Raw genomic sequence first — 23,786 nt, 5'->3', positions numbered from 1 at the left:
GCGTGGGTAAATACTAAACCCAATATATTTTTGTAACTTATCTATATCTCCTACAAAATTATGAATTCCTTTCATAGTAAAAATTTCCTACGTTGATATAGTATTTTTATAGAGATTTATATGATAAAATAAGCTCGTTATTTTAACAAACGAAATTTATTATGTTTTCACATAAAGGAGAGTCTTAATGCAGTATAAAATCTTGGCAGTTGATGATGAAATACATATTTTAAAGTTATTAAAGGATTATTTTAATATGCAGGGATATCTGGTCTATACGGCCTGCGGCGGGAGTGAGGCTCTGGAAAAAATTGAGATACAGCCGGATATCATTCTGCTGGATATTAATATGCCGGATATGAATGGGCTGGATGTGTGCAAAAAAATCAGAGATCATGTCGCTTGTCCGATTTTGTTTTTGACGGCAAAGGTGGAAGAAAGGGACCGGATTAACGGGTTGATGATCGGAGGGGATGATTATATATTAAAACCCTTTAGTATAGAAGAATTAGGGGCAAGGGTGGCGGCACATTTGAGGAGGGAACACAGGAGCGGTGCAAAGGAAACCTTGAAGTTTACAGATGATCTGCTTATCAATTATACGGAGCGGAGTATTTATTATCAGAATAAAGAAATTACCTTAACGAAAACTGAATTCGATATTATAGAACTGCTTTCCATGAACCGGGGGCAGATTTTCAGTAAAGAGACGATCTATGAGCGCATCCGGGGCTTTGACGGGGAAAGTGACAGCAATATTATTGCGGAACACATTCGCAGAATACGTTTGAAAATCGGGAAATATGCAGACAAGACCTATGTAGAAACTGTTTGGGGAGTGGGTTATAAATGGATTGGATAGATGAACTGGTATTTAAATTTAAGAAAAAGATGCTGGATATTTCCCTGAAAAGGGCAATGGCAACGTACCTGCTGATTGCCATTGGAGCGGTTTTAATACTTTTTGCAGTCAGTACGGCGGTCGGCGAAAAATGGAGTACGCTGCTAAGTATACGATATTTTGGAAATACCTATGGGATTACAACAAATCTGGTATGGACAGAGGTTAAAATGACACTGCCGGATCAGATTCTGACTTTTGCGGTGATCTTTTTACAGTCATTCAGTATTGTTGTTTATAGCATAGGTGCAGTTATTGTTACCTCCTATTTATTTTATAAGAATAAGCTGGCGGAACCGATTGAGTTATTAAAGCGGCAGGTAAAGCATATTGGAGACAATGAACTGGGGTACGAGTGTGTCTATGAGGGGAAGGATGAACTGGGAGAGGTGTGCAGTGCATTTGAGCAGATGCGCATTACGCTGATAGAAAATAATAAAAGAATGTGGAATATGATGGAGGAGCAGCGTCGCTTGAATGCAGCGTTTGCACATGATCTTCGGACTCCCCTTACAGTTATCCATGGATATGCGGATTTTTTAAGTAAATATTACCCTACCGGTAAAATTACGGAGGAGCAGATGATGGAAAATTTTAATTTAATCAATGCACAGGCAATGCGGCTGATGAATTTTACCAATACCATGAAGGAAGTGGGCAGCCTGGAGGCTCTGGAATTAAACAGAAAAAATATAAAAGGGGAAACACTGTTAAAAAGGGCATCAGGGATTGCACAGATTATGGAAGAAATGGGAGAAATAAAAGTTACCTGTGAGTCTGCACTTCCAACGGATTCTGACTGGTTTTTGGATGAGATGATGTTTATGGAAATTCTTGAAAATATGCTGTCCAATGCTATGCGGTATGCCAAATCAAAAGTTGTTATTACCCTGGAAAGCAGTGAAGATTATGGGGAGTTGTACCTCTATGTTCAGGATGACGGAGAAGGATTTTCCAAGGAAGGACTTAAAATGGCAGACCGTCCATATTACAGTGACCAAAAGGGGAAGGATGATGGTACACATTATGGAATCGGTCTGTTTATCTGTAAATTTTTATGTGAAAAACATGGCGGGAGCCTGGACCTGGCAAACAGCATAGATGGGGGAGCAATTATTTGTGCAATTTTTGGTGTGAAATAGGAAAAGTGTAGATATTTAGTCCGTATGATAAAAACCACAAAGGAATAGCAGAGAGGAGAATAAAAATGTCTACAGAAATCATAATCGAAAATCTGGATAAAAATTATGGCAAAAAACAGGCGTTAAAAAATATCAATCTTAAGATTGAAAGTGGAATGTTTGGGTTGCTTGGCCCTAACGGAGCAGGAAAGACCACACTTATGAAAGTCCTTGCCACACTGCTTAAAAAAAATGCAGGAGAAGTAACGGTGTGTCAGGTTCCCATCGGGAAGGCGGAGGAAATAAGGAAAATGATCGGTTATCTGCCACAGGATTTTAACATGTATGGAAATATGACTGCTTATGAAGCGATGGATTATTTAGGGGTCTTGTCCGGAATGAGCAGATCCCGCCGCCAGGAGCGTATTGGGATCCTGCTTGAAAAGGTAAATCTGCAGGAGGAAAGAAAAACGAAGGTACGGGCCATGTCAGGCGGAATGCGCAGAAGACTGGGGATAGCGCAGGCTATTCTCCATGATCCAAAAGTATTGATTGTGGATGAGCCTACGGCAGGGCTGGATCCGGAAGAACGGGTGCGTTTTCGGAATTTGCTCTGCGAGCTTGCAGAAGAACGCATCGTAATTTTATCTACGCATATTGTTGGGGATATTGAGGCAACCTGTGAGGATATTGCAATCCTGAACCACGGCAGAATTCTGTATAAAGGTACTGTGGAACAGCTTCTTCACGAAGCAGACCAGAAAATCTATACAGCTGAGATTTCCAAAAAAGAACTTTCGGGTATGAAAGAAAAATATGTTGTTACCAGCATGATGACAATAGGGAATCATCTGAATGTGAAATTTGTTTCGGAAGAAAAACCATTTTCCGGAGCTGTCCCCTGTGAGCCAAACGTCGAGGATGCATATATGTATCTGATGCAGAAGGAAAGAGGTGACAGGTGATGTTTCTGAGTTTGTTAGGAAAGGAATGCAAACAGATATTTAAGAGCCTAATCTTTTACCTGTACCTGATTATACTTGCAGTGTTTGTTACTTCGCAGATGGAGGAATTTTCAATTATTACAAAGCCTCAGCCTGGACAGGAGTCTTATGGAATGAAAGAGAGCAGCGACCCTAAAGAGATTATGGAGGCTACAACAGGCAAACTGATACGGGATTGGTATAACAATTCGTATGCTGCTTATCCTATCGGATTTTATAAATCAGTATCCCTGGATAAAGAAGATTATAACCGTGTAGCAGAGATACTGGAAGAAGTGACGGGAAAGACAGAAGAAGATTTAGTACGTGATTTACAAGCAGACAGTCCAAATTCTTCTAACCAAACGCAGCAGGGAACCATCATGCCGCCGATGTACGGGCGTACAGTAATATCAGATACCATTACTTATGAGCAGTTTGAACAGTTAATGAAAGAAGTGGATTCTATTCTGGGGGCTAACGGATCTTCCTATTATGCACCTGAGAAGATGTCCCGCAATGCAATGGTTCCAATGAATTATGAAGAGGCTCTGATTGAGTATCAGCAGATCATTGATGTGGATCATGTGACCGGTGCATTTGCCCGGATATTCTGTGACTATATGGTGTTGATGCTGGCGATACTTCCGGTATTTCTGGCTGTAACAAGGGGACTGCGGGATAAGCGTGCAGGTGCCAGTGGACTCATATATTCCAGAAAAGCATCTTCTGTATCAATTGTACTTTCCCGCTATCTGGCAACACTGATTATGAGCATGATACCAGTGGTTATTTTAAGCATTTCACCTATGATGGAAGGAATTTACTATGCAAGAACACTGGGAGTATCTGCAGACGTATTCTCATATATGAAATACATTTTGGGATGGCTTTTTCCTACGGCAATGATGGTAGTTTCCATTGGGTTTTTCTTTACTGAACTCACGGACAGCGCTCTGGGGATACTGATTCAGGGAATCTGGTGGTTCATTGATATAAATAGTGCAGTAAAAAATGGACTTGTAGGAGGATTTGGTTTACATTTGGCACCAAGATGGAATACGGTGGGAGAGGGTGAGAAATTTTTAGAAGAGTACCAGGGGCTTTTAACCAACCGTATCTTTTTTACCGTGTTGGCAGTTGTCATATTAATAGCAACCATATTTATTTATGAATGGAAAAGAAAGGGGATCTGGAAATTCAATGGAATTGTATATCGCAGTGGGAAAAGCAAATCTGAAGCATAATTTTCTGCCCCATCTTTTGATTGCCTTATGTTTTAGCCTGTTAGCTCCGGTTTTGATGGGGATGAAAGGATTGGATTCTGGCCAGGTAGCACAGACGCTGGAAATGTATGTACAGTTAGCGGGCATTATTCTGTTAGTTCCGATTTTTATTCCTGACCAGGATAAGAACATCCGGGATCTTGCTAAGAGTAAATATATGCCTGAGGTCAAAGTACATCTGATACGGCTGTCGGAGTCCCTGTTGGCATTGTTTGTGGTATTGGGGGCATTTATCATCATTTTGTATTCCAATAATCCGGTGTTTTCTCCGATTCAGTATTACTTTGGAGTCATGGGAGGCGCTGTCTTTTTAGGCGGGCTTGGAATATTTGCATACAGCTTATCTGATAATGTAGCAATTGCTTATATGGCTCCAATGGTATATTATGTATGTAATTATTCCGGAGATAAATATTTTCAGAAATTCTTTCTGTTCTCCATGGCAAGAGGCAGTTTTGAGGAGAAGATTGTTTTAGGTGCGGCAGGTATCGTATTGATTGGTGTTGGTATTTTATACAGGCAGAGAAGAAGGTAGGTAAAATATTAATCGTTGAAAAGAAGAGCTGGCCCGTAACAGGCAGATGACGGCATGGACCTATGAGGTATGCGTCATCTGCCTGTTTTCTTAATCAGTATCCCCATTACTACATCCAAGAAACTATTGACATCCTTTTGAATAACCGCTATATTCATATTATAAGAATCATTAAGAATATAAAGATTTAGCATATAATAAATCAGCAGCCGCAGCAGACGGCAGAAAGGTGAATATTTTGGATTTACGCAAGGAAAAGATGAAGGTTTTAAAGCAGTATTTTGGATACGATGAGTTCCGTGAAGGACAGGAAACTCTGATTGACAGTATTTTGTCAGGACGGGATACACTGGGGATTATGCCAACGGGAGCGGGAAAGTCGTTGTGTTTCCAGGTACCCGGTTTGTTATTAGATGGTATTACTTTAGTTATTTCTCCACTCATTTCTCTTATGAAAGATCAGGTCAGAGCATTAAATCAAGCAGGCGTTCATGCCGCATTTTTAAATAGTTCCCTTACAACATCTCAATATTATAAAGCTTTGGATCTAGCCAGAATGGGTCAGTATAAGATTATTTATGTGGCGCCCGAACGGTTGATGACAGAAGAGTTTTTAAACTTTGCTATGCAGGTGAAAATTTCAATGATTGCAGTAGATGAGGCACACTGTGTATCTCAGTGGGGACAGGATTTCAGACCAAGTTACTTAAAAATTCTGGAATTTATCCAGCTATTTTCCATAAGACCGGTTATTTGTGCATTTACGGCTACTGCAACACAGGAAGTAAGAGATGATATTATTGATATTTTAATGCTCCAGGCGCCCACTGTGGTCAGTACGGGATTTGACAGGTCGAATCTGTATTTCTCGGTTTTAAAGCCGAAGGACCGTTATGGAGCTGTTAAAAATTATTTGGATATGCATCCTGAAGAAAGCGGAATTATATACTGCCTGACCAGAAAAGTGGTAGAGGAAGTTCATGAAAATCTGGTACGGGATGGGGTTTTGGCAACCCGTTACCATGCTGGGCTTGGTGATAGGGAAAGGCAGGAAAACCAGGAAGATTTTACATATGACAGAGCACCTGTCATGGTGGCAACGAATGCATTTGGAATGGGAATTGATAAATCCAATGTCAGATTTGTTATCCACTATGGAATGCCCAAAAATGTTGAGAACTATTATCAGGAAGCAGGAAGAGCGGGAAGAGACGGGGAACCGGGGGAATGTATCCTCTTATATAACGGGCAGGATGTGATTACCAATCAGTTTTTTATCGAGCATGATATAGATAATGATGAATTGGATGATATTACCAGAGCAGTGGTAAGAGAACGTGACCGTGAGCGGTTGAAAAAGATGACTTTCTACTGCTGTACCAATGACTGCCTGAGGGATTACTTACTTCGATACTTTGGAGAATACGGAGATCATTACTGCGGGAATTGTTCTAATTGCCTGACCCAGTTTGAAGAGGTTGATGTAACCGATTTGGCTAAGAGTCTGATTGGGTGCGTACAGACCAGCCATCAGAGGTATGGTATAAATGTAATCATTGATACGGTACATGGTGCGAATACCGCGAAGATCAGGCAGTACCGGATGGATGGCAATCCCCATTACGGAGAGCTTGCAAAAACACCTGCACATAAGCTGCGTCAGGTGATGAATCATCTGCTGCTGAACGAGTTTTTAAGTGCGACAAATGATGAGTATACGATTATAAAACTTACGGAAAAATCCGGACTGATTCTTCATGAGGATGAACGGGTTTTGATGAAGATGTCTAAAGAACAAGAAAAAGAAACTAAGGCAAAGCAGGAAAAGAAAGCGAAGAAGAGCAAAACGGCTGGGCTATCTCTTTCAGAAGCGGATGAGGATTTGTTTGAAAAACTGCGGAGTTTAAGGACAGAAATTGCAAGAGAAGAAAAAGTACCGCCATACGTTGTATTTTCAGATAAAAGCCTGGTTCATATGTGCGTGTTGAAACCAAAGACCAGGGAAGAAATGCTTACGGTATCCGGTGTGGGAGAATTCAAGTACGAAAAGTACGGAGAACGATTTTTAAACTGCGTGCAGAATGGAGCCACAACTGCATCTGCAAGTGAAATCGGATTTGCAGGAAGTGCAGATAGTGATTTTGCGGAAGAGGGAGAAATAAAAGAAAAACGCAGCAAGAACAAAAAATCTGAATTTGTTTTAACCAATGAAACTGCGGAACAGATCTATTACTCGGAACAGACGACATTAAGTGACCTGGTGGGACAAATCAATGACTTACGGGATGATCAGGTTATGAAACGGCTCACGAATAAAGCAATATTACAGAAACTGACAGAAGAAGGTTATCTGGAAGACAGAGTGATAAACGGACGGCTATTTAAAACCGTAACAGAAACGGGTGCCGGATATGGAATACAGGCTATAACACGGATAAGTGAAAAAGGAAATGAGTATGAAGTACTTTATTATAATGAGGATGCACAGAGGAAAATAGTGGCGGCTCTGCTGGAACGCGCTTGAAAATTCATTCCCGCCATCTGCACGCCCCACTTTGCGGTATATTTGCCCGGATTCAGGTTACGTAGCCCGCTACGCACTTCATCCGGGACAAATCTCCCACAAACTGTGACGCGCAGCTGTCAGAAAGCAATTTTTAAATACGTACTAAAGCAGGGGTGAAAAGCCATCAATTTTAAGTCGTCTCCTGCGATGATAAAAAGTTGAAAAGTACCTGTAGGTATGTTATCCTAAAGGGTAGAAAATCTCTGTAACCACATAAATCAGCTTCTGTTGTCAGAAAGCAATTTTAAACACGCTCTGGGGTTATGGATTAAGACATGTAAGACAGACATGGAGGATAATATTATGAAATTAGCACAATTATTAGAACGGGTAGAATATCAGTGTATTCAGGGGGATATTCAGACAGAAGTTACGGAAGTAGTGAATGACTCCAGAAAAGTATCAGATGGTTCTCTGTTTATCTGTATTAAAGGAGCCGTCAGTGATGGACATAAATATGCAGCAGAAGTTGTTGAAAAAGGAGCAAAGGTTCTGGTGGCAGAAGATCCGGTAAATGCTCCAAAACATGTTACGGTGATTCAGGTAGCAGACACACGTTACGCCATGGCCCTTATTGCCGCGGCATATTATGGATATCCTGCGGAAGAATTAAAGGTGATTGGGATTACAGGAACCAAGGGAAAAACCACAACCACATATATGGTAAAATCTATCCTGGAATCCGCAGGTCATAAGGTAGGACTGATAGGGACGATAGAAGCCATTATCGGAGAGGTTGTAATTCCAGCGGCAAACACAACACCGGAATCTACGCTGGTGCAGGAATATTTTAGACGCATGGCAGATGCAGGATGCGACTGTGTTGTGATGGAAGTTTCCTCTCAGGGGCTGATGCTCCACAGGACGGCAGGATTTACCTTTGAAATTGGTATTTTTACGAATATAGAACCGGATCATATCGGCCCTGCGGAGCATGAGAGCTTTGAGGACTATTTAAGGTGTAAGGCAATGCTGTTTAAACAGTGCAAACTGGGTATCTTCAATGCAGATGATGAACATCTGGATCAGATACTAAAAGGGCATACCTGTGAAGTGGAAACCTACGGCTTTTCCGAAAAAGCAGATCTTCGTGCAACCAACACAGAACTGGTATCGAAACCGGGATATCTGGGGATTTCCTACCATGTAAATGGGCTTATGGATTTTGATGTTGAAATAGATGTCCCAGGGAAATTCAGTGTATATAATTCACTGACAGCTATTGCAATCTGCAGGCATTTTGGGGTAAAAGAATCGGATATCGTTAATGCTCTTGGAAAGGCAAAAGTAAAAGGCAGAATAGAAATGATTAAGGTGTCGGATGCATTTACCTTGATGATCGATTATGCCCATAATGCCATGAGTCTGGAGAGCCTGCTTGGAACGCTGAAGGAGTATCAGCCCAAAAGACTGGTCTGTGTCTTTGGATGCGGCGGAAACCGGTCAAAAGCCAGAAGATATGAAATGGGCGAGGTGTCAGGCAGGCTTGCAGACTTCACGATTATTACATCCGATAATCCCAGGTTTGAAAAACCGGAAGATATATTAGCAGATATTGAGATTGGAATTTCGAAGACAAAGGGAGAGTTCATTAAGATTAGCGACAGAAAAGAAGCAATTGCCTATGCCATTCATCACGGCCAGCCGGGAGATGTCATTGTTCTGGCGGGTAAGGGACATGAAGATTATCAGGAAATTGAGGGTAAAAAATATCCTATGGATGAACGTGTTCTGATTCAGGAAATATTGGATGAAGACAGACAAATCTCCCGCAAAGTGTGATGCACTGCAGTCAGAAAGCAATTTCAAATCACGCTCAAGGAGAATAAATGCAAAAGTTATACGCAAATATTATTGTGGATATTACACAGGAGAAACTGGATCGAACATTCCAGTACCAGATTCCCCAAGAAATGCAGGGCAGCCTGCAGATAGGAATGGTTGTAAAGATTCCGTTTGGCAGGGGAAACAGATTCATTAAAGGGTACGTGGTTTCTATCAGCCGCAAATGTGAATACGAACCGTCAAAAATGAAGGAAATCTGCGAAATCGTCACAGACAGCAGTGACAGTGAATCCAGGCTGATTGCCCTGGCGGCCTGGATTAGGGAAAATTATGGTGCGACGATGATACAGGCGCTTAAAACGGTAATTCCCATAAAGCAAAAGGTCAAACCAAAAGAAAAAAAACAGATCTGCCTGATCATGGAACGAAGGGAAGCGGAAGAAAAACTGGAATTTTATAAAAAGAAACACCAAAAAGCCAGAGAGCGCCTGCTGGAAGCACTCTTAGAGGCAGAAGAGCTTCCCTATGAACTGGTAACAACAAAGCTGAATATTACCGGAGGCACCATAAAGTCACTGACAGAACAGCAGATCATAGAGGTAAAAACCACGAAGGTCTACCGCAATCCCATAAAACTGGGGATGAAAGAAGATTATCTGCTTCGGCTTAACGAAGAACAGGCATATATTGCAGATAAGATCATTGCCGGCTGGGAAGATAAAGAAGAACGTACGTATCTGATACATGGGATCACCGGCAGCGGCAAGACAGAGGTATATATGGAGCTGATTGCCCATGCAATCGATAAGGGGCAGCAGGCGATTGTGCTGATCCCGGAAATTGCACTTACTTATCAGACTGTGATGCGTTTTTATAAACGGTTCGGAGACCGGATTTCGATTATGAACTCCCGGCTGTCCCCGGGGGAGCGTTTTGATCAGTTTGAACGGGCAAAGCAGGGTGACATCGATGTGATGATCGGTCCAAGGTCTGCATTGTTCACCCCCTTTCCTAATTTGGGAATCATCATTATTGATGAAGAGCATGAGCCGACATATAAAAGTGAAAGCGTACCCCGCTATCATGCCAGGGAGGTTGCAATCCAGCGTGGTGTCTTAGAAGGCGCCAAGGTGGTACTTGGTTCGGCAACTCCATCAGTGGATGCTTATTATAAGGCAAAGACTGGAGAATATACACTGTTCACCATGCAGAACAGGGCAAGGACCAGTGAACTTCCAAATGTATTTGTGGAAGACATGCGTAAAGAGATTAAGACAGGAAACCGTTCGGTCATAAGCGGCAGGTTAAAAGAATTGATGCAGGACCGGCTTGATAAGAGGCAGCAGGTTATGTTATTCTTAAACAGAAGAGGTTATGCAGGCTTTATCTCCTGCCGTATGTGCGGACATGTTATTCAGTGCCCTCATTGCGATGTCTCCCTGTCAGTTCATAATAACGGAAAGCTAGTCTGCCATTATTGCGGTTACGAAGAACCCCGGCCCGAGAAGTGTCCGAACTGCGGTTCTGAATTCATCAGGGGATTTCGGGTGGGAACCCAGCAGGTAGAAGAGTTTGTACAGAAAGAATTCCCCCAGGCAAAGATATTAAGAATGGATATGGACACTACGAAAGAAAAGGATGGACATGAAAAAATACTGTCGGCCTTTTCTAATCAGGAAGCAGACATATTAATCGGAACCCAGATGATTGTAAAAGGGCATGATTTTCCAAATGTGACCCTGGTTGGGATATTAGCGGCGGATCTTTCACTTCATGCCAGTGATTACCGGGCAGGGGAACGTACTTTTCAATTGCTGACCCAGGCTGCGGGCAGAGCAGGCAGAGGTGAGGAAAAAGGGGAAGTCATCATCCAGACGTATGACCCGGAGCACTATTGCATTATCACAGCAGCAAATCAGGATTACGAAAGCTTCTACGAACAGGAAATAGCCTATCGGAGTCTGGCGGGGTATCCGCCTGCATCAAATATGATGGCAATTCACGGAGCATGTCAGGAGTTGATGCATTTAAGTCTGGCCATGGATTATCTGCAAAAGTTTATTGTACGGATTGCGGGAAATACCAGTGTGCGCATTATCGGACCGGCGGATGAACCGGTTGCAAAGGTAAATGATATCTATCATAAAGTTATATATCTGAAGGAAGAAAGACACGATTTACTGACTATGATTAAAGATAAAGTGGAACAATATATAGAAGCAAACCAGGGATATGAAAGTGTAAATATACAGTTCGATCTGAATTGATTACATTGATGCCCTGATAATATAAACAAAAGAGTTGGAGGAAAGTAAAATGGCACTCAGAAAGATAAGAATTATGGGGGATCCGGTTTTAACGAAGAAATGTAAACCAGTAAAAGAGATGACTCCGAGAATCCAGGAACTTATCGAGGATATGTTTGAAACGATGTACATGGAAATGGGAGTGGGCCTTGCGGCACCACAGGTTGGAATTTTGAAAAGAATTGTGGTGATTGATACGGACGGAACTCCAAGAGTATTTATCAATCCTGAGATTGTGGAAAAAGCGGATGAACAGACTGGAAATGAAGGATGTTTAAGCCTGCCTGGCAAGACCGGCATTGTAACAAGACCCAATTATGTAAAAGTGAAAGCACTGGATGAAAATATGGAAGAATTTACGCTGGAAGCTACGGAATTGCTTGCAAGAGCAGTCTGCCATGAGTGCGATCACCTGGACGGAGTTATGTTCACCAACCATGTGGAGGGGGAACTGATGGATGTGGAAAGTTTAGAGGAAGAAGAATAGTCATTCTTTAGAAAAAAGTTATAAGGCTGAAAGAAAATTCTGATATTGAAAGGATGCCACGCTTTGATTCTTTCAGCCTGTTTTGTAAGTGGCAGTATTGCAGGCAGGCCTGGAATATGCAAAGGGTATAAAGTTGAAAATTGTATTTATGGGAACCCCGGATTTTGCAGTGGGGACATTGAAGAAACTAATAGAATCCCGGCATGAGGTTTTGGCAGTAGTAACCCAGCCGGACAAACCAAAGGGCAGAGGAAAAGCAATGCAGTTTCCTCCGGTAAAAGAAGTGGCAGAGAAAGCAGGAATCCCTGTTTACCAGCCGAAAAAAGTAAGAGATCCGGAATTTTTAGAAATATTAAAAGAACTTTCTCCGGATGTGGTTGTAGTGGTGGCTTTTGGTCAGATTATACCCCAGGCAGTCCTGGACGTTCCAAGACTTGGATGCCTGAATGTACATGGTTCATTATTACCGAAGTACCGGGGGGCTGCACCTATTCAGTGGGCAGTGATTGATGGGGAAAGGGAATCCGGAGTCACAATTATGCGTATGGATGCAGGATTGGATACCGGTGATATGATCACAACCAGAGTGGTGGAGCTTGAGAAAAAAGAAACGGGAGGCAGTCTGTTTGATAAGCTTAGTCAGGCGGGGGCAGAGCTGCTGATAGAAACATTGGACAAGCTGGAATCCGGTCAGGTATCTTATGAAAAACAGCCGGTAGAGAGTTCCACCGATTATGCCAGAATGTTAAAAAAAGAAGACGGGCAGATCGACTGGAAGAAGAGTGCGGCAGAACTGGAACGCCTGATCAGGGGATTGAATCCATGGCCCAGTGCATATACGCATCTGGACGGGAAAACATTGAAGATCTGGATGTCTGACGCAGAAGAAGGTAATTCCGGGTCAGCACCGGGGACGGTTGCCGAAATCACCAGAAACTCGGTAAAAGTGCAGACCGGGGACGGTATGTTAAGCCTTTTGGAAGTCCAGCTGGAAGGCAAGAAAAAAATGCCTGTGGATGCATTTTTACGGGGATGCCAATTAGCGGTTGGCAGTCTTTTATCTTAAAAAAGTTTAAGAATTTATGAAATTACTGTGAAGTCGGTGGTTTTTTGCAAAAAATAGGTTAGAATAGTCTCACTTGAAGCAGTGTGAATGTTATTTATCACACTTAGATGATGATAGAAGGGAATGAAAATCATGTTACTTAGCTATAGCAGTTCAAACGGATTTTATGGATTAGGTTTTGGCGGTTTAGGTATGCTTTATGATCCGACTATGATTCTGGTGCTGATCGGACTGGTAATCTCATTGATCGCTTCTGCCAGGGTAAAAAGTACTTTTGCAAAATACGACAAGGTGCGCAGTATGTCTGGCCTTACCGGTGCGCAGGCAGCAGAGCGGATTCTTCACGGTGCAGGTATTTATGATGTAGGGATCCGGCGGGTACAGGGAAATCTGACCGACCATTACGATCCCAGATCTAAGACATTAAATTTATCAGATAGTACTTACATGTCAACCTCAGTGGCTGCCATCGGAGTGGCGGCACATGAATGTGGTCATGCAATCCAGCATCAGGAGCAGTATAAGCCTCTGATCCTCAGAAGTACTCTGGTTCCCGCAGCAAACCTGGGATCCACACTGTTCTGGCCGATTTTCCTGGCAGGGCTGATATTTTCAATGGGACCGCTTATGACAGCGGGAATCGTTTTATTTACACTGGCGGTAATTTTTCAGCTGGTAACACTTCCAGTAGAATTCAATGCTTCATCACGTGCTGTTAAAATTCTTGGGTCTTCCCATATTTGCGGAGACCAGGAGGTGGCTGGTGTAAAGCAGGTACTTTCAGCAGCAGCACTTACTTACGTTGCGAGTCTGGCATCTTCTATTTTGCAGCTGCTTCGTTTGATCATACTATCAGGAGGAAGGAATCGTGACTAAAACGGTGAACTTAAGAGAAATTGTACTGGGTATTTTAATGGAGGTTACGGAGGAAGAAGAATATAGTCATGTTGTAATCCGCGGCGTCCTGGAGAAGTATCAGTATTTAGAAAAAAGGGACAGGGCATTCATTACGAGGCTTGCGGAGGGAACCATAGAGTATATGCTTCAGATGGATTATATTCTGGAGCAGTTTTCTACGGTAAAGGTGGCAAATATGAAGCCTTTAATCCGCAATCTTCTGCGGATGTCAGTGTATCAGATTAAATATATGGACAGCATTCCGGATTCGGCAGTCTGTAATGAAGCTGTAAAAATAGCCCAGAAGCGCGGGTTTTACAGCTTAAAAGGATTTGTAAACGGAGTGCTTCGAAGTATAGCAAGAGGAATAGACAAGGTTGAGTACCCGGATCCGGTAAAGGATCCCCTTCATTATCTTTCGGTAAGGTACTCCATGCCGGAATGGATATTGAGAAAATGGCTGGGACAGTATGATCTGAAAACCGTTGAAATGGTCTGCACTAATTTTGAGAAAGACCAGAAGACCAGTATCCGCTGTAATCTGAATAAGGCATCAAAAGAAGAAGTAAAGGCAAGTCTAAAAGAGCAGAATATCACGGCAGAAGATGTTTCGTACCTGGATTATGCACTGGAGATCTCTGATTATAATTATATGCAGGCCATCAATGCATTTAAAGAAGGAATGTTCCAGGTACAGGATGTAAGTTCCATGCTGGTTGCGGAGATAGCAGCGCCGAAGTTTGGAGACTACTGCATCGATGTCTGTGCGGCACCGGGAGGAAAAAGCCTTCATTTAGCAGATAAGCTAAATGGCAGCGGACATGTGGAAGCAAGAGATATTACGGATTATAAAGTTGATATGATGCTGGAAAATATCGAGCGGGTCGGACTTATTAATATGATAGCCGTACGTCAGGATGCTACGGTATTCGATGGTGCATCAGTGGAAAAGGCAGATATTCTGCTGGCAGACCTTCCTTGCTCAGGCCTGGGTGTAATTGGTAAAAAAACAGATATTAAATATAAAATGACAGAGACAAAGCAGCAGGAACTGGTTAAGCTGCAGCGGAAGATACTGGATACAGTTTACCCTTATGTAAAAGTTGGCGGAACCCTGATTTACAGTACCTGCACCATAGGAGCAGATGAGAATCAGTTTAATGTTAAATGGTTTTTGGATAATTATCCTTTCCAGCTGGAAAGCATTGATCCGTATATCTGTGAAGAACTGAGAAGTAAAACCACAAAAGCAGGTTATCTGCAGTTATTGCCGGGAATTCACAAGACAGACGGATTCTTTATGGCAAGATTTAAGAGGATAGGTTAGTGAAATGGGAAAAGTAGATTTAAAGACGCTTGATTTTCAAGAGATGAAAGCGGAGATGGCAAAGATTGGAGAAAAACCGTTTCGGGCGGGTCAGATTTATCAGTGGATACATCAAAAACTGGCAGATTCGCCTAATGAAATGACGAATTTATCCAAAAATCTCAGAGATACACTGACAGAGCATTATGATTGTACATGTCTTTCGGTAGCGGAAGTACTCACTTCTCAGATAGACGGGACACAAAAATACTTATTTGAACTGAAGGATCAAAATGTAATTGAAAGTGTACTCATGCGATATAAACACGGGAATTCCGTGTGTATTTCTTCCCAGGTGGGGTGTAAGATGGGATGCCGTTTCTGTGCTTCGACGATTGGAGGATGGACCCGGAATCTTACGGCAGCAGAAATGCTGGACCAGATTTACCGGATCCAGAAGCTGTCTGGGGAGCGGGTTAGCAATGTCGTTGTAATGGGAACGGGTGAACCTCTCGACAATTATGACAATATATTGAAATTTTTCCAGATGCTTACAGACGAACACGGGCTGAATATCAGCCAGCGAAATATTACTGTTTCCACATGCGGAATCGTTCCCAGGATGAAACAGCTTGCAGATGAACAGTTACAGATTACCCTGGCGCTGTCTCTTCATGCATCTAACCAGGCAAAGAGGCTTGAACTAATGCCAATATCCAATAAATACAGCCTGGATGAAGTAATCGATGCATGCAAGTATTATTTTGAAAAAACAGGCAGGCGGATTACTTTTGAGTACAGCCTGGTTGGCGGTGTGAACGACAAAAAGGAAGATGCAGATGAACTGGCCGCATTGGTTAAGCCGTTAAACTGTCATGTAAATCTGATTCCTGTGAATCCGATTAAGGAACGGGATTATGTTCAATCCCAGAAAAAAGTTATTGACAATTTCAAAAATAAACTTGAAAAATGTGGAATTAATGTTACTATAAGAAGAGAAATGGGCAGAGATATCAATGGCGCCTGTGGACAGTTACGCAGAAGTTATATGGAAAAAGTTTAAGTGTCATAAATTGTAAAGGAGAGGAAGAAACATGAAATCATATTGCGTTACGGATGTAGGGCAAAAAAGGACAACAAACCAGGATTTCGTTTATGCTTCTGGTGGGCTTGTGGGGAATCTTCCAAATCTTTTTGTAGTTGCAGATGGTATGGGCGGACATAACGCAGGCGATGAGGCTTCCAGCTATACGGTGGAGGTATTGCTTGAGGATATCCGTAAAAACCAGGATACAAATCCGATAAAAATAATACGTTCAGCAATCGAAACTGCAAATAATAAAGTTATGGAAAAATCAAGTTCATCCGAGGCATTGGCGGGTATGGGGACCACCCTGGTGGTAGCGACAATCATCGGGCAATATCTGTATGTGGCAAATGTAGGGGACAGCAGGCTGTATCTGATCAGTGATAAAATTTTACAGATTACAAAAGATCATTCTCTTGTAGAAGAGATGGTCAGGATTGGTGAGATCAACCGGGAACAGGCTAGGAATCATCCGGATAAAAATATTATTACAAGAGCAATTGGGGCCAGAAAGAAAGTGGTAATAGACTTTTTTGACATGAGGCTTCAGAGGGGAGACATCATTTTGATGTGTTCAGATGGGTTAAGCAACATGATAGAGGACGCAGAAATAGAGAAAATTGTAAAAAGCGGACCCAATCTACAGTGGATTGGAAACGAACTGATTGCAAGGGCGAATCAAAATGGTGGTAAAGATAATATTGCGGTTGTTTTGATAGAACCGTTGACAGGTGAGGTGGAATAATGTTAAAAGAAGGAATGTTTATCCAGGAACGTTATGAAATCGTAGGCAGAATTGGTGCCGGCGGTATGGCGGATGTCTATAAGGCGAAAGACCATAAGCTGAATCGGTTTGTAGCGGTCAAGGTGCTCAAACAGGAATTTCGGGATGACACAGCGTTTATTTCCAAATTCCGGGTGGAGGCACAGGCTGCAGCAGGCCTTGCGCATCCAAATATTGTTAATGTCTATGATGTAGGGGACGATCATGGAATCTACTTTATTGTAATGGAGTTAGTTGAAGGAATTACATTAAAGGATTATATAGGAAAAAAAGGAAGACTTGCGGTTCGTGAAGCGACCAGCATTGCGGTGCAGGTTTCCATGGGCTTACAGGCGGCACATAAGAAGGGTATTGTGCATCGTGATGTAAAGCCCCAGAATATCATCATTTCTACAGATGGTAAAGTAAAAGTAACAGATTTTGGAATAGCCAGGGCTGCTTCCTCCAATACCATAAGCTCCAATGTGATGGGGTCTGTACATTACAGTTCACCGGAGCAGGCGAGAGGAGGTTACAGCGATGCGAAGAGTGATATCTATTCACTTGGTATTACACTTTTTGAAATGCTGACAGGCCATGTTCCGTTTGATGGTGACTCTACGGTTGCAATTGCGATCAAGCATCTGCAGGAGGAAATGCCGTCACCTCATAAATTTGTTCCCGATCTTCCATACAGTACGGTTCAGATTATTGCAAAGTGTACCCAGAAAAGTCCGGACAGGCGTTATAATGATATGACGGAACTGATTCATGACTTAAAAGAATCGCTGGTAAATCCGGATGGGGACTTTGTTCAGCTGACCCCTATTAATAATAATGCAAGAACGGTTGTTATATCAAAAGATGAACTGGATCAGATTCATAACAGCTATGGTGACAGAGGGAATGATAGCCGCGGCAATGATAACCGCGGACAGGATGGAAACTACGGCGGCTATATGAACAATGGCTACCAGGGCGACGGCTATATGGGCAATGGCTACCAGAATAACGGTTACCAGGGCGGCGGATATCAGGGCGGTTATGGAGACAATTACAATAATGGATATATGAATGATGATTATGATCCGGATGATGATGACGACGATGATGACGATGACGGAAGATCCGGTATTAATCCAAAACTGGAAAAGGTAATGACCATCGGAAGTATTATTATTGCCATTGTTATTGGATGCGTGTTCCTGGTTTTAATCGGAAATGCTTTGGGATTATTTAATTTCGGAGCGGGTAAGAAAAAGACAACGGAGTCTCCGAAGGTTACGGAAACATCAACAGTTAAGACGACAGAGTCAGAATCTGCGTCCAAGGGTAATGGAACAGGCAGTACACAGCAGAGCAATTCCTCTGCGGACCAGGCAGAAGTTACCGTACCTAATCTGCAAGGCCTTACGGCTGATCAGGCTAAGGAAAAATTAAATGCATTAGGTCTTGGGGCTTCCCTTGCAGGAGAGCAGGCATCATCTGTGTATGCACAGGGACAGATTGTTTCCCAGAACCCCGCTGCAAATACCAGTGTCAGCAAGAACACCACGGTTACCTATACGATCAGTAAGGGACCGGAAGAATCAGATAACCAGCAGCAGTCTGTTACGGTACCGGATGTGACAGGATTGACAGAGGAAGAAGCAAAATCAGAACTGGCAGAAAAGAATCTGAGCATCTCTGTGACAAGAGAAAATGATGATCTGATTGCAAAAGACCTGGTAATCCGTTCCACACCGGAAGCCGGAGCATCTGCAAGTTCAGGAGATACGGTAATCGTTGTAATCAGTGATGGACCGGAAGAAGAAGACGATATTACTGTGCCTAATGTAATCGGCAGCACGTTTTCTGATGCCAAAGATACTTTGTCCGCACTTGGACTGACCGTAAAATCGCAGGAGCAGTATTCAGAGATGTATTCTGCGGGAACCGTTATGGATCAGGATATTACCTCCGGGCAGGGAGTAGGAAAAGGCACTGTCATTACGCTGACGATCAGTGCAGGTTCCGGGGGCCAGGATCCTGCCCAGACTGACCCGAATTTAGGAAATGGCACAACAAATAATACGGATGCTTCCACAACCGGAACCTGTGATGTTGGATTACAGGCGCCGGATGGCTATAACGGGGAAGCCGTTAAGATCTTATTAGTACAAGGCGATAAAACTACTACCATAGTAGAGGGAACCGCAGTTGAATTTCCTTATGTGCTGAATGCAAAAGGTACAAAAGGAGTAAATGGTGTTGCTTATATCTATGTGAAAGATGCTTCTACAGGAGAATACGGCAGTCCGGTTCGTTACTCGCCGATACCGTTTAATTAGAGGAAAATACATGCAGGGAAAGATAGTGAAAGGTATAGCTGGATTCTACTACGTTAATGTAGTAGGATCCGGTCTTTATGAATGTAAAGCAAAAGGAATATTTCGAAAAGACAAAATGAAACCTTTGGTGGGGGATAATGTAAAGATTGATGTCATAAGTGAAGCGGATAAGAAAGGCAATGTTGTCGAGATTTTGCCGAGAATGAATACGCTGATCCGTCCGGCTGTTGCCAATATCGATCTTGCGCTGGTTATTTTCTCTATTGACCGTCCCAAACCGAATTTTAATTTGCTGGATCGTTTTTTAATTATGATGGAGTACCAGAAGGTGCATACCATCATTTGTTTTAATAAGCAGGACATCTCTTCTGCTGAAGAAGAAGAGAAGCTTCGGAAAATATATGAAAATTGCGGCTGTGATGTCTTATTTACCAGCGCTCTGGAAAATACTGGATTGGAGCTGGTAATAGAGCGGCTGAGAGGAAAAACCACTGCGGTGGCAGGTCCTTCGGGTGTGGGCAAATCATCAATCATAAATATCCTGCAGCCCAAAGCAATGATGGAAACAGGAGAAATCAGTCATAAGATTGACAGAGGAAAACATACCACAAGGCATTCAGAACTTATTATGATAGAAGAAAATACGTATATCATGGATACGCCGGGATTTAGTTCCCTGTATATCCAGGATTTTGAAAAAGAAGACTTGAAAGAATTCTTTGTTGAGTTCCGGGAATACGAACCGGAGTGCCGCTTCCAGGGATGTATGCATATCCATGAACCGGACTGCGGAGTAAAACGGGCAGTAGATGAAGGTAAAATCAGCAGGATGCGTTATGATAATTATGTGGAATTATTTGGAGAACTAAAAGATAAGAGGAGGTATTGATGTGAATATTTTAGCACCATCTATATTAGCAGCAGATTTTAAAAATTTAGGAAGTGAGCTGAAGCGTATTGATGAAGCCGGAGCACAGTATGTTCATATTGATGTGATGGACGGTCAGTTTGTGCCCAGCATTTCCTTTGGAATGCCGGTAATCCAATCGGTGCGCAGTGCCACAAAACGTATTTTTGACGTACATCTGATGGTGGTAGATCCGGAACGGTACATTGATGATTTTGCGGCTTGTGGAGCAGATATGATTACTGTGCATGCGGAAAGCTGCAGGCATTTGGATCGTGTGATCGGGCAGATCCATGAAAAAGGATTGAAAGCAGGGGTAGCGCTCAACCCGGCAACCTCCCTGTGTGTATTGGACTATGTGCTGGAAAAAGTAGATATGGTTCTGATTATGACTGTGAATCCCGGATTTGGGGGGCAGAAGTACATTGACAGCTGTACCAATAAAATCAGTGCGCTTCGCAAAATTGCAGAGGCTAAAAATCTGGATCTGGATATCGAAGTGGATGGAGGTATTAATAAGGATACGATCCGTACCGTTTTAGAGGCCGGAGCAAATGTAGTCGTAGCAGGCTCAACGGTATTTAATGGGAATGTTACCGAAAATGCTAAGGAATTACTAGCCATTATGAAAGAATATGAAGGTTAAAAGTGTGCAATGGGTGCGGAGATGAAAATAACAGCGATTATCAGCGGGGGCAATATCAATTTTGATTTTGCCCTCTCATTTTTGGAAAAACATCCGGTTGACTGTCTGATTGGGGCAGATCGTGGAATTGAATTTTTAAAAAAAGCAGAAATGACACCGGATTATATTGTAGGGGATTTTGACTCAGCGGGAAGTGATGCTCTGGTGCATTTTCGGGAAAAAGGAGTTGAGATTCGTGAATTTAAGCCGGAAAAAGATGATACGGATACCCAGTTAGCCGTTAATCTGGCTATAGAGAAAGGAAGTACCTGTATTTATATATTAGGCGGAACCGGAAGCCGGCTGGATCATGTTCTTGGGAATATCCAGATATTAGGTCAGGCGGCAGAAGCCGGTATAGAGTGTTTTCTTATTGACGAAAATAACCGGATCCGGGTAATAAATAATAAAGTTTCTATAAAAAAATCAGAACAGTATGGCAAATTTGTGTCGGTAGTGGCACATACAACCGAGGTAAAAGGTTTGGATTTAGTTGGATTTTATTATCCTTTGTCGAATTATACAATGTCTTGTAACCAGGCACTTGGTCTCAGCAACGAAATTATTGCAGAAGAAGCACTGATTTCTGTGACCGAAGGTGCTCTAATCGTGATAGAATCAAGGGATTAATAATTTTGTGAAAATTTAAATTTGACTGGCGAAATATGTCGACATCTTAAAGGTAGAAAAGCTTGCATTTTTGTCAGATTCTGTGATAAACTGTTACTTGTTAAGAGATACAAAAGAAAAACAAAGAAAAACGGAATACAAGAAAGGAAATCATACATGAAACTAGGAATCGTAGGTTTACCGAATGTCGGTAAAAGCACATTATTTAATTCTTTAACAAAAGCTGGAGCAGAATCTGCGAATTATCCGTTCTGTACTATAGATCCAAATGTGGGAGTTGTAATGGTACCAGATGAGCGGCTAAAGTTATTGGCAGATTTATATAATTCAGCGAAGGTTACCCCGGCGGTAATTGAATTTGTTGATATCGCAGGCCTTGTAAAGGGGGCGTCAAAGGGAGAGGGATTAGGAAATCAATTCCTGGCTAATATTCGAGAAGTGGATGCTATCGTGCACGTAGTCCGCTGCTTTGAGGATACAAATGTAATTCATGTGGATGGAAGTGTAGATCCTATCAGGGACATTGAAACAATTAATCTGGAACTTATATTCTCAGACATTGAAATAATGGAGAGAAGGATTGCCAAGGCCTCTAAAGGTGCCCGAAATGACAAAACGCTTGCCAAAGAATTAGACTTCCTGCAGAGAGTAAAAGCGCATCTGGAAGATGGAAAAATGGCGGTCAGTTTTACTGCTGAGGATGATGAAGAGACAGAATGGATCAGTTCTTATAATCTCTTGACATACAAACCGGTAATATTTGCAGCAAATGCCGCGGAAGACGATCTTGCGGATGATGGCGCATCCAATCGTTATGTTCAGTCGGTCCGCGAACTGGCTGAAAAAGAAAACAGTGAAGTATTTGTAATCTGCGCACAGATCGAACAGGAGATCGCAGAACTGGATGACGATGAAAAGAAAATGTTTTTGGAAGATTTAGGATTAAAAGAGTCAGGATTGGAAAAACTTATAAAAGCAAGTTATAGCTTATTAGGACTTATCAGCTATCTCACAGCAGGTGAAACTGAAACAAGAGCTTGGACAATTGAAAACGGTACCAAGGCACCTCAGGCGGCAGGCAAGATCCATTCTGATTTTGAGAGGGGATTTATTCGTGCAGAGGTTGTTAATTACCAGAATTTATTGGATTGCAAGACATATGCTGCTGCAAAAGAGAAAGGATTGGTAGGACTGGAAGGCAAAGACTATGTAGTAAAAGATGGAGATGTGGTTCTCTTTCGGTTTAATGTATAGGAGTACGGCATGAATACTTCGATAGCCTTCCCAAATCTGGGAATAGAACTGGAGAATGTGGGTAAGAGTATTAGTTTATTTGGATTTCCGATTGCATATTATGGGATAACAATTGCAATTGCAATGGTGTGTGGGATTTTAGCAGCTATGCGTGTTGCGAAAGTTACGAAACAAAATCCGGATGATTATTTTGACCTGGCGTTAATTGCAATATTTTTTGCCCTGATTGGTGCAAGACTGTATTTTGTTATTTTTTCATGGGATAATTATAAAGATAATCTATGGAAGATTTTTAATACCCGTGAAGGCGGGCTGGCAATTTATGGAGGTGTAATAGCAGCAGTAATTACGGTATACGTATTTGCCAGGATTAAGAAATTACAGTTTTGGAAATTAGTAGACACCGCCTGCATTGGACTTGTTTTGGGTCAGATAATAGGACGGTGGGGCAATTTTTTTAACCGTGAAGCGTTTGGTGGATATACTAATAATCTGTTTGCCATGCGGCTTCCATTAGACGCTGTACGATCGTCGGAAGTAACCCCTCAGATGATGGAACATTTACAAAAGATAGATGGAGTATCATATATACAGGTGCATCCCACTTTTTTATATGAAGGAATGTGGAATCTGGTATTATTGATTATACTTATTTGGTATACTAAGCGAAAAAAATTCGATGGAGAGGTATTTTTGTTGTATCTCTTAGGATATGGATTAGGCAGAGCCTGGATAGAAGGGCTGCGCACAGACCAGCTTCTCCTGCCAGTAATCGGACTGCCGGTGTCCCAGTTGTTAGCCATACTGTTGGTATTTGTTTCTATTATAATCATTTTGTTCAAAAGAAAATCAAACAAAATGGAGAAAGGTACGGGTGAATGATATGAGTCA

21 protein-coding genes and 1 pseudogene are annotated in these 23,786 nt (G+C 42.2%); 21 read left to right on the top strand and 1 reads right to left on the bottom strand.

The window, feature by feature from the left end; genetic code table 11:
- The first annotated feature begins 187 nt into the window (after positions 1–187).
- The 6 genes from QR40_RS02200 to recQ all read left to right on the top strand — a co-directional run bounded on the left by QR40_RS02200 (position 188) and on the right by recQ (position 7,350).
- Complete coding sequence (locus tag QR40_RS02200; protein ID WP_044293123.1) at positions 188–862, top strand: response regulator transcription factor; 675 nt, start codon at positions 188–190, stop codon at positions 860–862.
- Positions 850–2,043 carry a HAMP domain-containing sensor histidine kinase gene (locus tag QR40_RS02195; protein ID WP_027293505.1) on the top strand — a complete coding sequence of 398 codons (1,194 nt, stop codon included), beginning with the start codon at positions 850–852 and terminating at the stop codon, positions 2,041–2,043. The genes QR40_RS02200 and QR40_RS02195 overlap by 13 nt, the downstream gene beginning before the upstream one ends.
- Positions 2,044–2,108: 65 nt before the next feature.
- Entirely contained in the window at positions 2,109–2,987 is an 879-nt protein-coding gene (locus tag QR40_RS02190) for an ABC transporter ATP-binding protein (RefSeq protein WP_027293506.1), read from the top strand.
- A complete protein-coding gene (locus QR40_RS02185; RefSeq protein WP_044293122.1) occupies positions 2,987–4,252 on the top strand; it encodes an ABC transporter permease in 1,266 nt (421 codons plus the stop codon). The genes QR40_RS02190 and QR40_RS02185 overlap by 1 nt, the downstream gene beginning before the upstream one ends.
- Positions 4,209–4,826 carry a hypothetical protein gene (locus QR40_RS30655; protein ID WP_052430653.1) on the top strand — a complete coding sequence of 206 codons (618 nt, stop codon included), beginning with the start codon at positions 4,209–4,211 and terminating at the stop codon, positions 4,824–4,826. The genes QR40_RS02185 and QR40_RS30655 overlap by 44 nt, the downstream gene beginning before the upstream one ends.
- Before the next feature lie 259 nt (positions 4,827–5,085).
- Positions 5,086–7,350 (top strand): DNA helicase RecQ, encoded by a 2,265-nt coding sequence (recQ, locus tag QR40_RS02175; protein ID WP_081998785.1) that lies wholly within the window; start codon positions 5,086–5,088, stop codon positions 7,348–7,350.
- Here recQ and QR40_RS32935 read toward each other — a convergent pair.
- On the bottom strand, positions 7,296–7,427 hold the full coding sequence (locus QR40_RS32935) for a DUF6783 domain-containing protein (RefSeq protein ID WP_334291764.1): 132 nt from the start codon (positions 7,425–7,427) through the stop codon (positions 7,296–7,298). The two genes, recQ and QR40_RS32935, sit on opposite strands and share 55 nt — an antisense overlap.
- Here QR40_RS32935 and QR40_RS33490 point away from each other — a divergent pair.
- The 15 genes and pseudogenes from QR40_RS33490 to lgt all read left to right on the top strand — a co-directional run.
- Positions 7,428–7,487: pseudogene (locus QR40_RS33490) on the top strand (DUF6783 domain-containing protein); the annotation flags it as partial.
- 208 nt (positions 7,488–7,695) lie between these two features.
- The gene (locus tag QR40_RS02170) at positions 7,696–9,174 is read left to right on the top strand and encodes a UDP-N-acetylmuramoyl-L-alanyl-D-glutamate--2,6-diaminopimelate ligase (protein WP_044293121.1); all 1,479 of its coding nucleotides are present in this window, start codon (positions 7,696–7,698) and stop codon (positions 9,172–9,174) included.
- Between the two features lie 47 nt (positions 9,175–9,221).
- Positions 9,222–11,444, top strand: a complete 2,223-nt coding sequence (gene priA, locus QR40_RS02165) for a replication restart helicase PriA (protein ID WP_044293120.1) — start codon at positions 9,222–9,224, stop codon at positions 11,442–11,444.
- Positions 11,445–11,493: 49 nt separating this feature from the next.
- Positions 11,494–11,970, top strand: a complete 477-nt coding sequence (gene def, locus QR40_RS02160) for a peptide deformylase (RefSeq protein WP_027293511.1) — start codon at positions 11,494–11,496, stop codon at positions 11,968–11,970.
- 133 nt (positions 11,971–12,103) lie between these two features.
- A complete protein-coding gene (gene fmt, locus QR40_RS02155; protein ID WP_044293486.1) occupies positions 12,104–13,036 on the top strand; it encodes a methionyl-tRNA formyltransferase in 933 nt (310 codons plus the stop codon).
- A gap of 192 nt (positions 13,037–13,228) precedes the next feature.
- Positions 13,229–13,912, top strand: a complete 684-nt coding sequence (locus QR40_RS02150; protein ID WP_138002641.1) for a zinc metallopeptidase — start codon at positions 13,229–13,231, stop codon at positions 13,910–13,912.
- Complete coding sequence (gene rsmB / locus QR40_RS02145; protein WP_027293514.1) at positions 13,905–15,260, top strand: 16S rRNA (cytosine(967)-C(5))-methyltransferase RsmB; 1,356 nt, start codon at positions 13,905–13,907, stop codon at positions 15,258–15,260. The genes QR40_RS02150 and rsmB overlap by 8 nt, the downstream gene beginning before the upstream one ends.
- A gap of 4 nt (positions 15,261–15,264) precedes the next feature.
- A complete protein-coding gene (gene rlmN, locus QR40_RS02140; RefSeq protein ID WP_044293118.1) occupies positions 15,265–16,302 on the top strand; it encodes a dual-specificity RNA methyltransferase RlmN in 1,038 nt (345 codons plus the stop codon).
- A gap of 31 nt (positions 16,303–16,333) precedes the next feature.
- Positions 16,334–17,071 carry a Stp1/IreP family PP2C-type Ser/Thr phosphatase gene (locus QR40_RS02135; RefSeq protein WP_027293516.1) on the top strand — a complete coding sequence of 246 codons (738 nt, stop codon included), beginning with the start codon at positions 16,334–16,336 and terminating at the stop codon, positions 17,069–17,071.
- On the top strand, positions 17,071–19,419 hold the full coding sequence (gene pknB / locus QR40_RS30645) for a Stk1 family PASTA domain-containing Ser/Thr kinase (RefSeq protein ID WP_044293117.1): 2,349 nt from the start codon (positions 17,071–17,073) through the stop codon (positions 19,417–19,419). Before QR40_RS02135 ends, pknB begins: the two co-directional genes overlap by 1 nt.
- Before the next feature lie 10 nt (positions 19,420–19,429).
- Positions 19,430–20,308 carry a ribosome small subunit-dependent GTPase A gene (rsgA, locus tag QR40_RS02125; RefSeq protein WP_027293518.1) on the top strand — a complete coding sequence of 293 codons (879 nt, stop codon included), beginning with the start codon at positions 19,430–19,432 and terminating at the stop codon, positions 20,306–20,308.
- 1 nt (position 20,309) lies between these two features.
- Positions 20,310–20,972 (top strand): ribulose-phosphate 3-epimerase, encoded by a 663-nt coding sequence (rpe, locus tag QR40_RS02120; protein WP_027293519.1) that lies wholly within the window; start codon positions 20,310–20,312, stop codon positions 20,970–20,972.
- A gap of 21 nt (positions 20,973–20,993) precedes the next feature.
- On the top strand, positions 20,994–21,641 hold the full coding sequence (locus QR40_RS02115; protein WP_044293484.1) for a thiamine diphosphokinase: 648 nt from the start codon (positions 20,994–20,996) through the stop codon (positions 21,639–21,641).
- A gap of 156 nt (positions 21,642–21,797) precedes the next feature.
- Positions 21,798–22,895: a redox-regulated ATPase YchF gene (ychF, locus tag QR40_RS02110; RefSeq protein ID WP_044293116.1), complete on the top strand. Its 1,098-nt coding sequence runs from the start codon at positions 21,798–21,800 to the stop codon at positions 22,893–22,895.
- 9 nt (positions 22,896–22,904) lie between these two features.
- Positions 22,905–23,777 carry a prolipoprotein diacylglyceryl transferase gene (lgt, locus tag QR40_RS02105; protein WP_027293522.1) on the top strand — a complete coding sequence of 291 codons (873 nt, stop codon included), beginning with the start codon at positions 22,905–22,907 and terminating at the stop codon, positions 23,775–23,777.
- Positions 23,778–23,786: the final 9 nt, after the last annotated feature.

Source organism: Robinsoniella peoriensis, from assembly GCF_000797495.1.
In the GTDB taxonomy this organism is placed as follows: Bacteria; Bacillota; Clostridia; order Lachnospirales; family Lachnospiraceae; genus Robinsoniella; species Robinsoniella peoriensis.
Note: the sequence above shows the minus strand (reverse complement) of the source record. Positions and strands in the feature narration are given on the sequence as shown.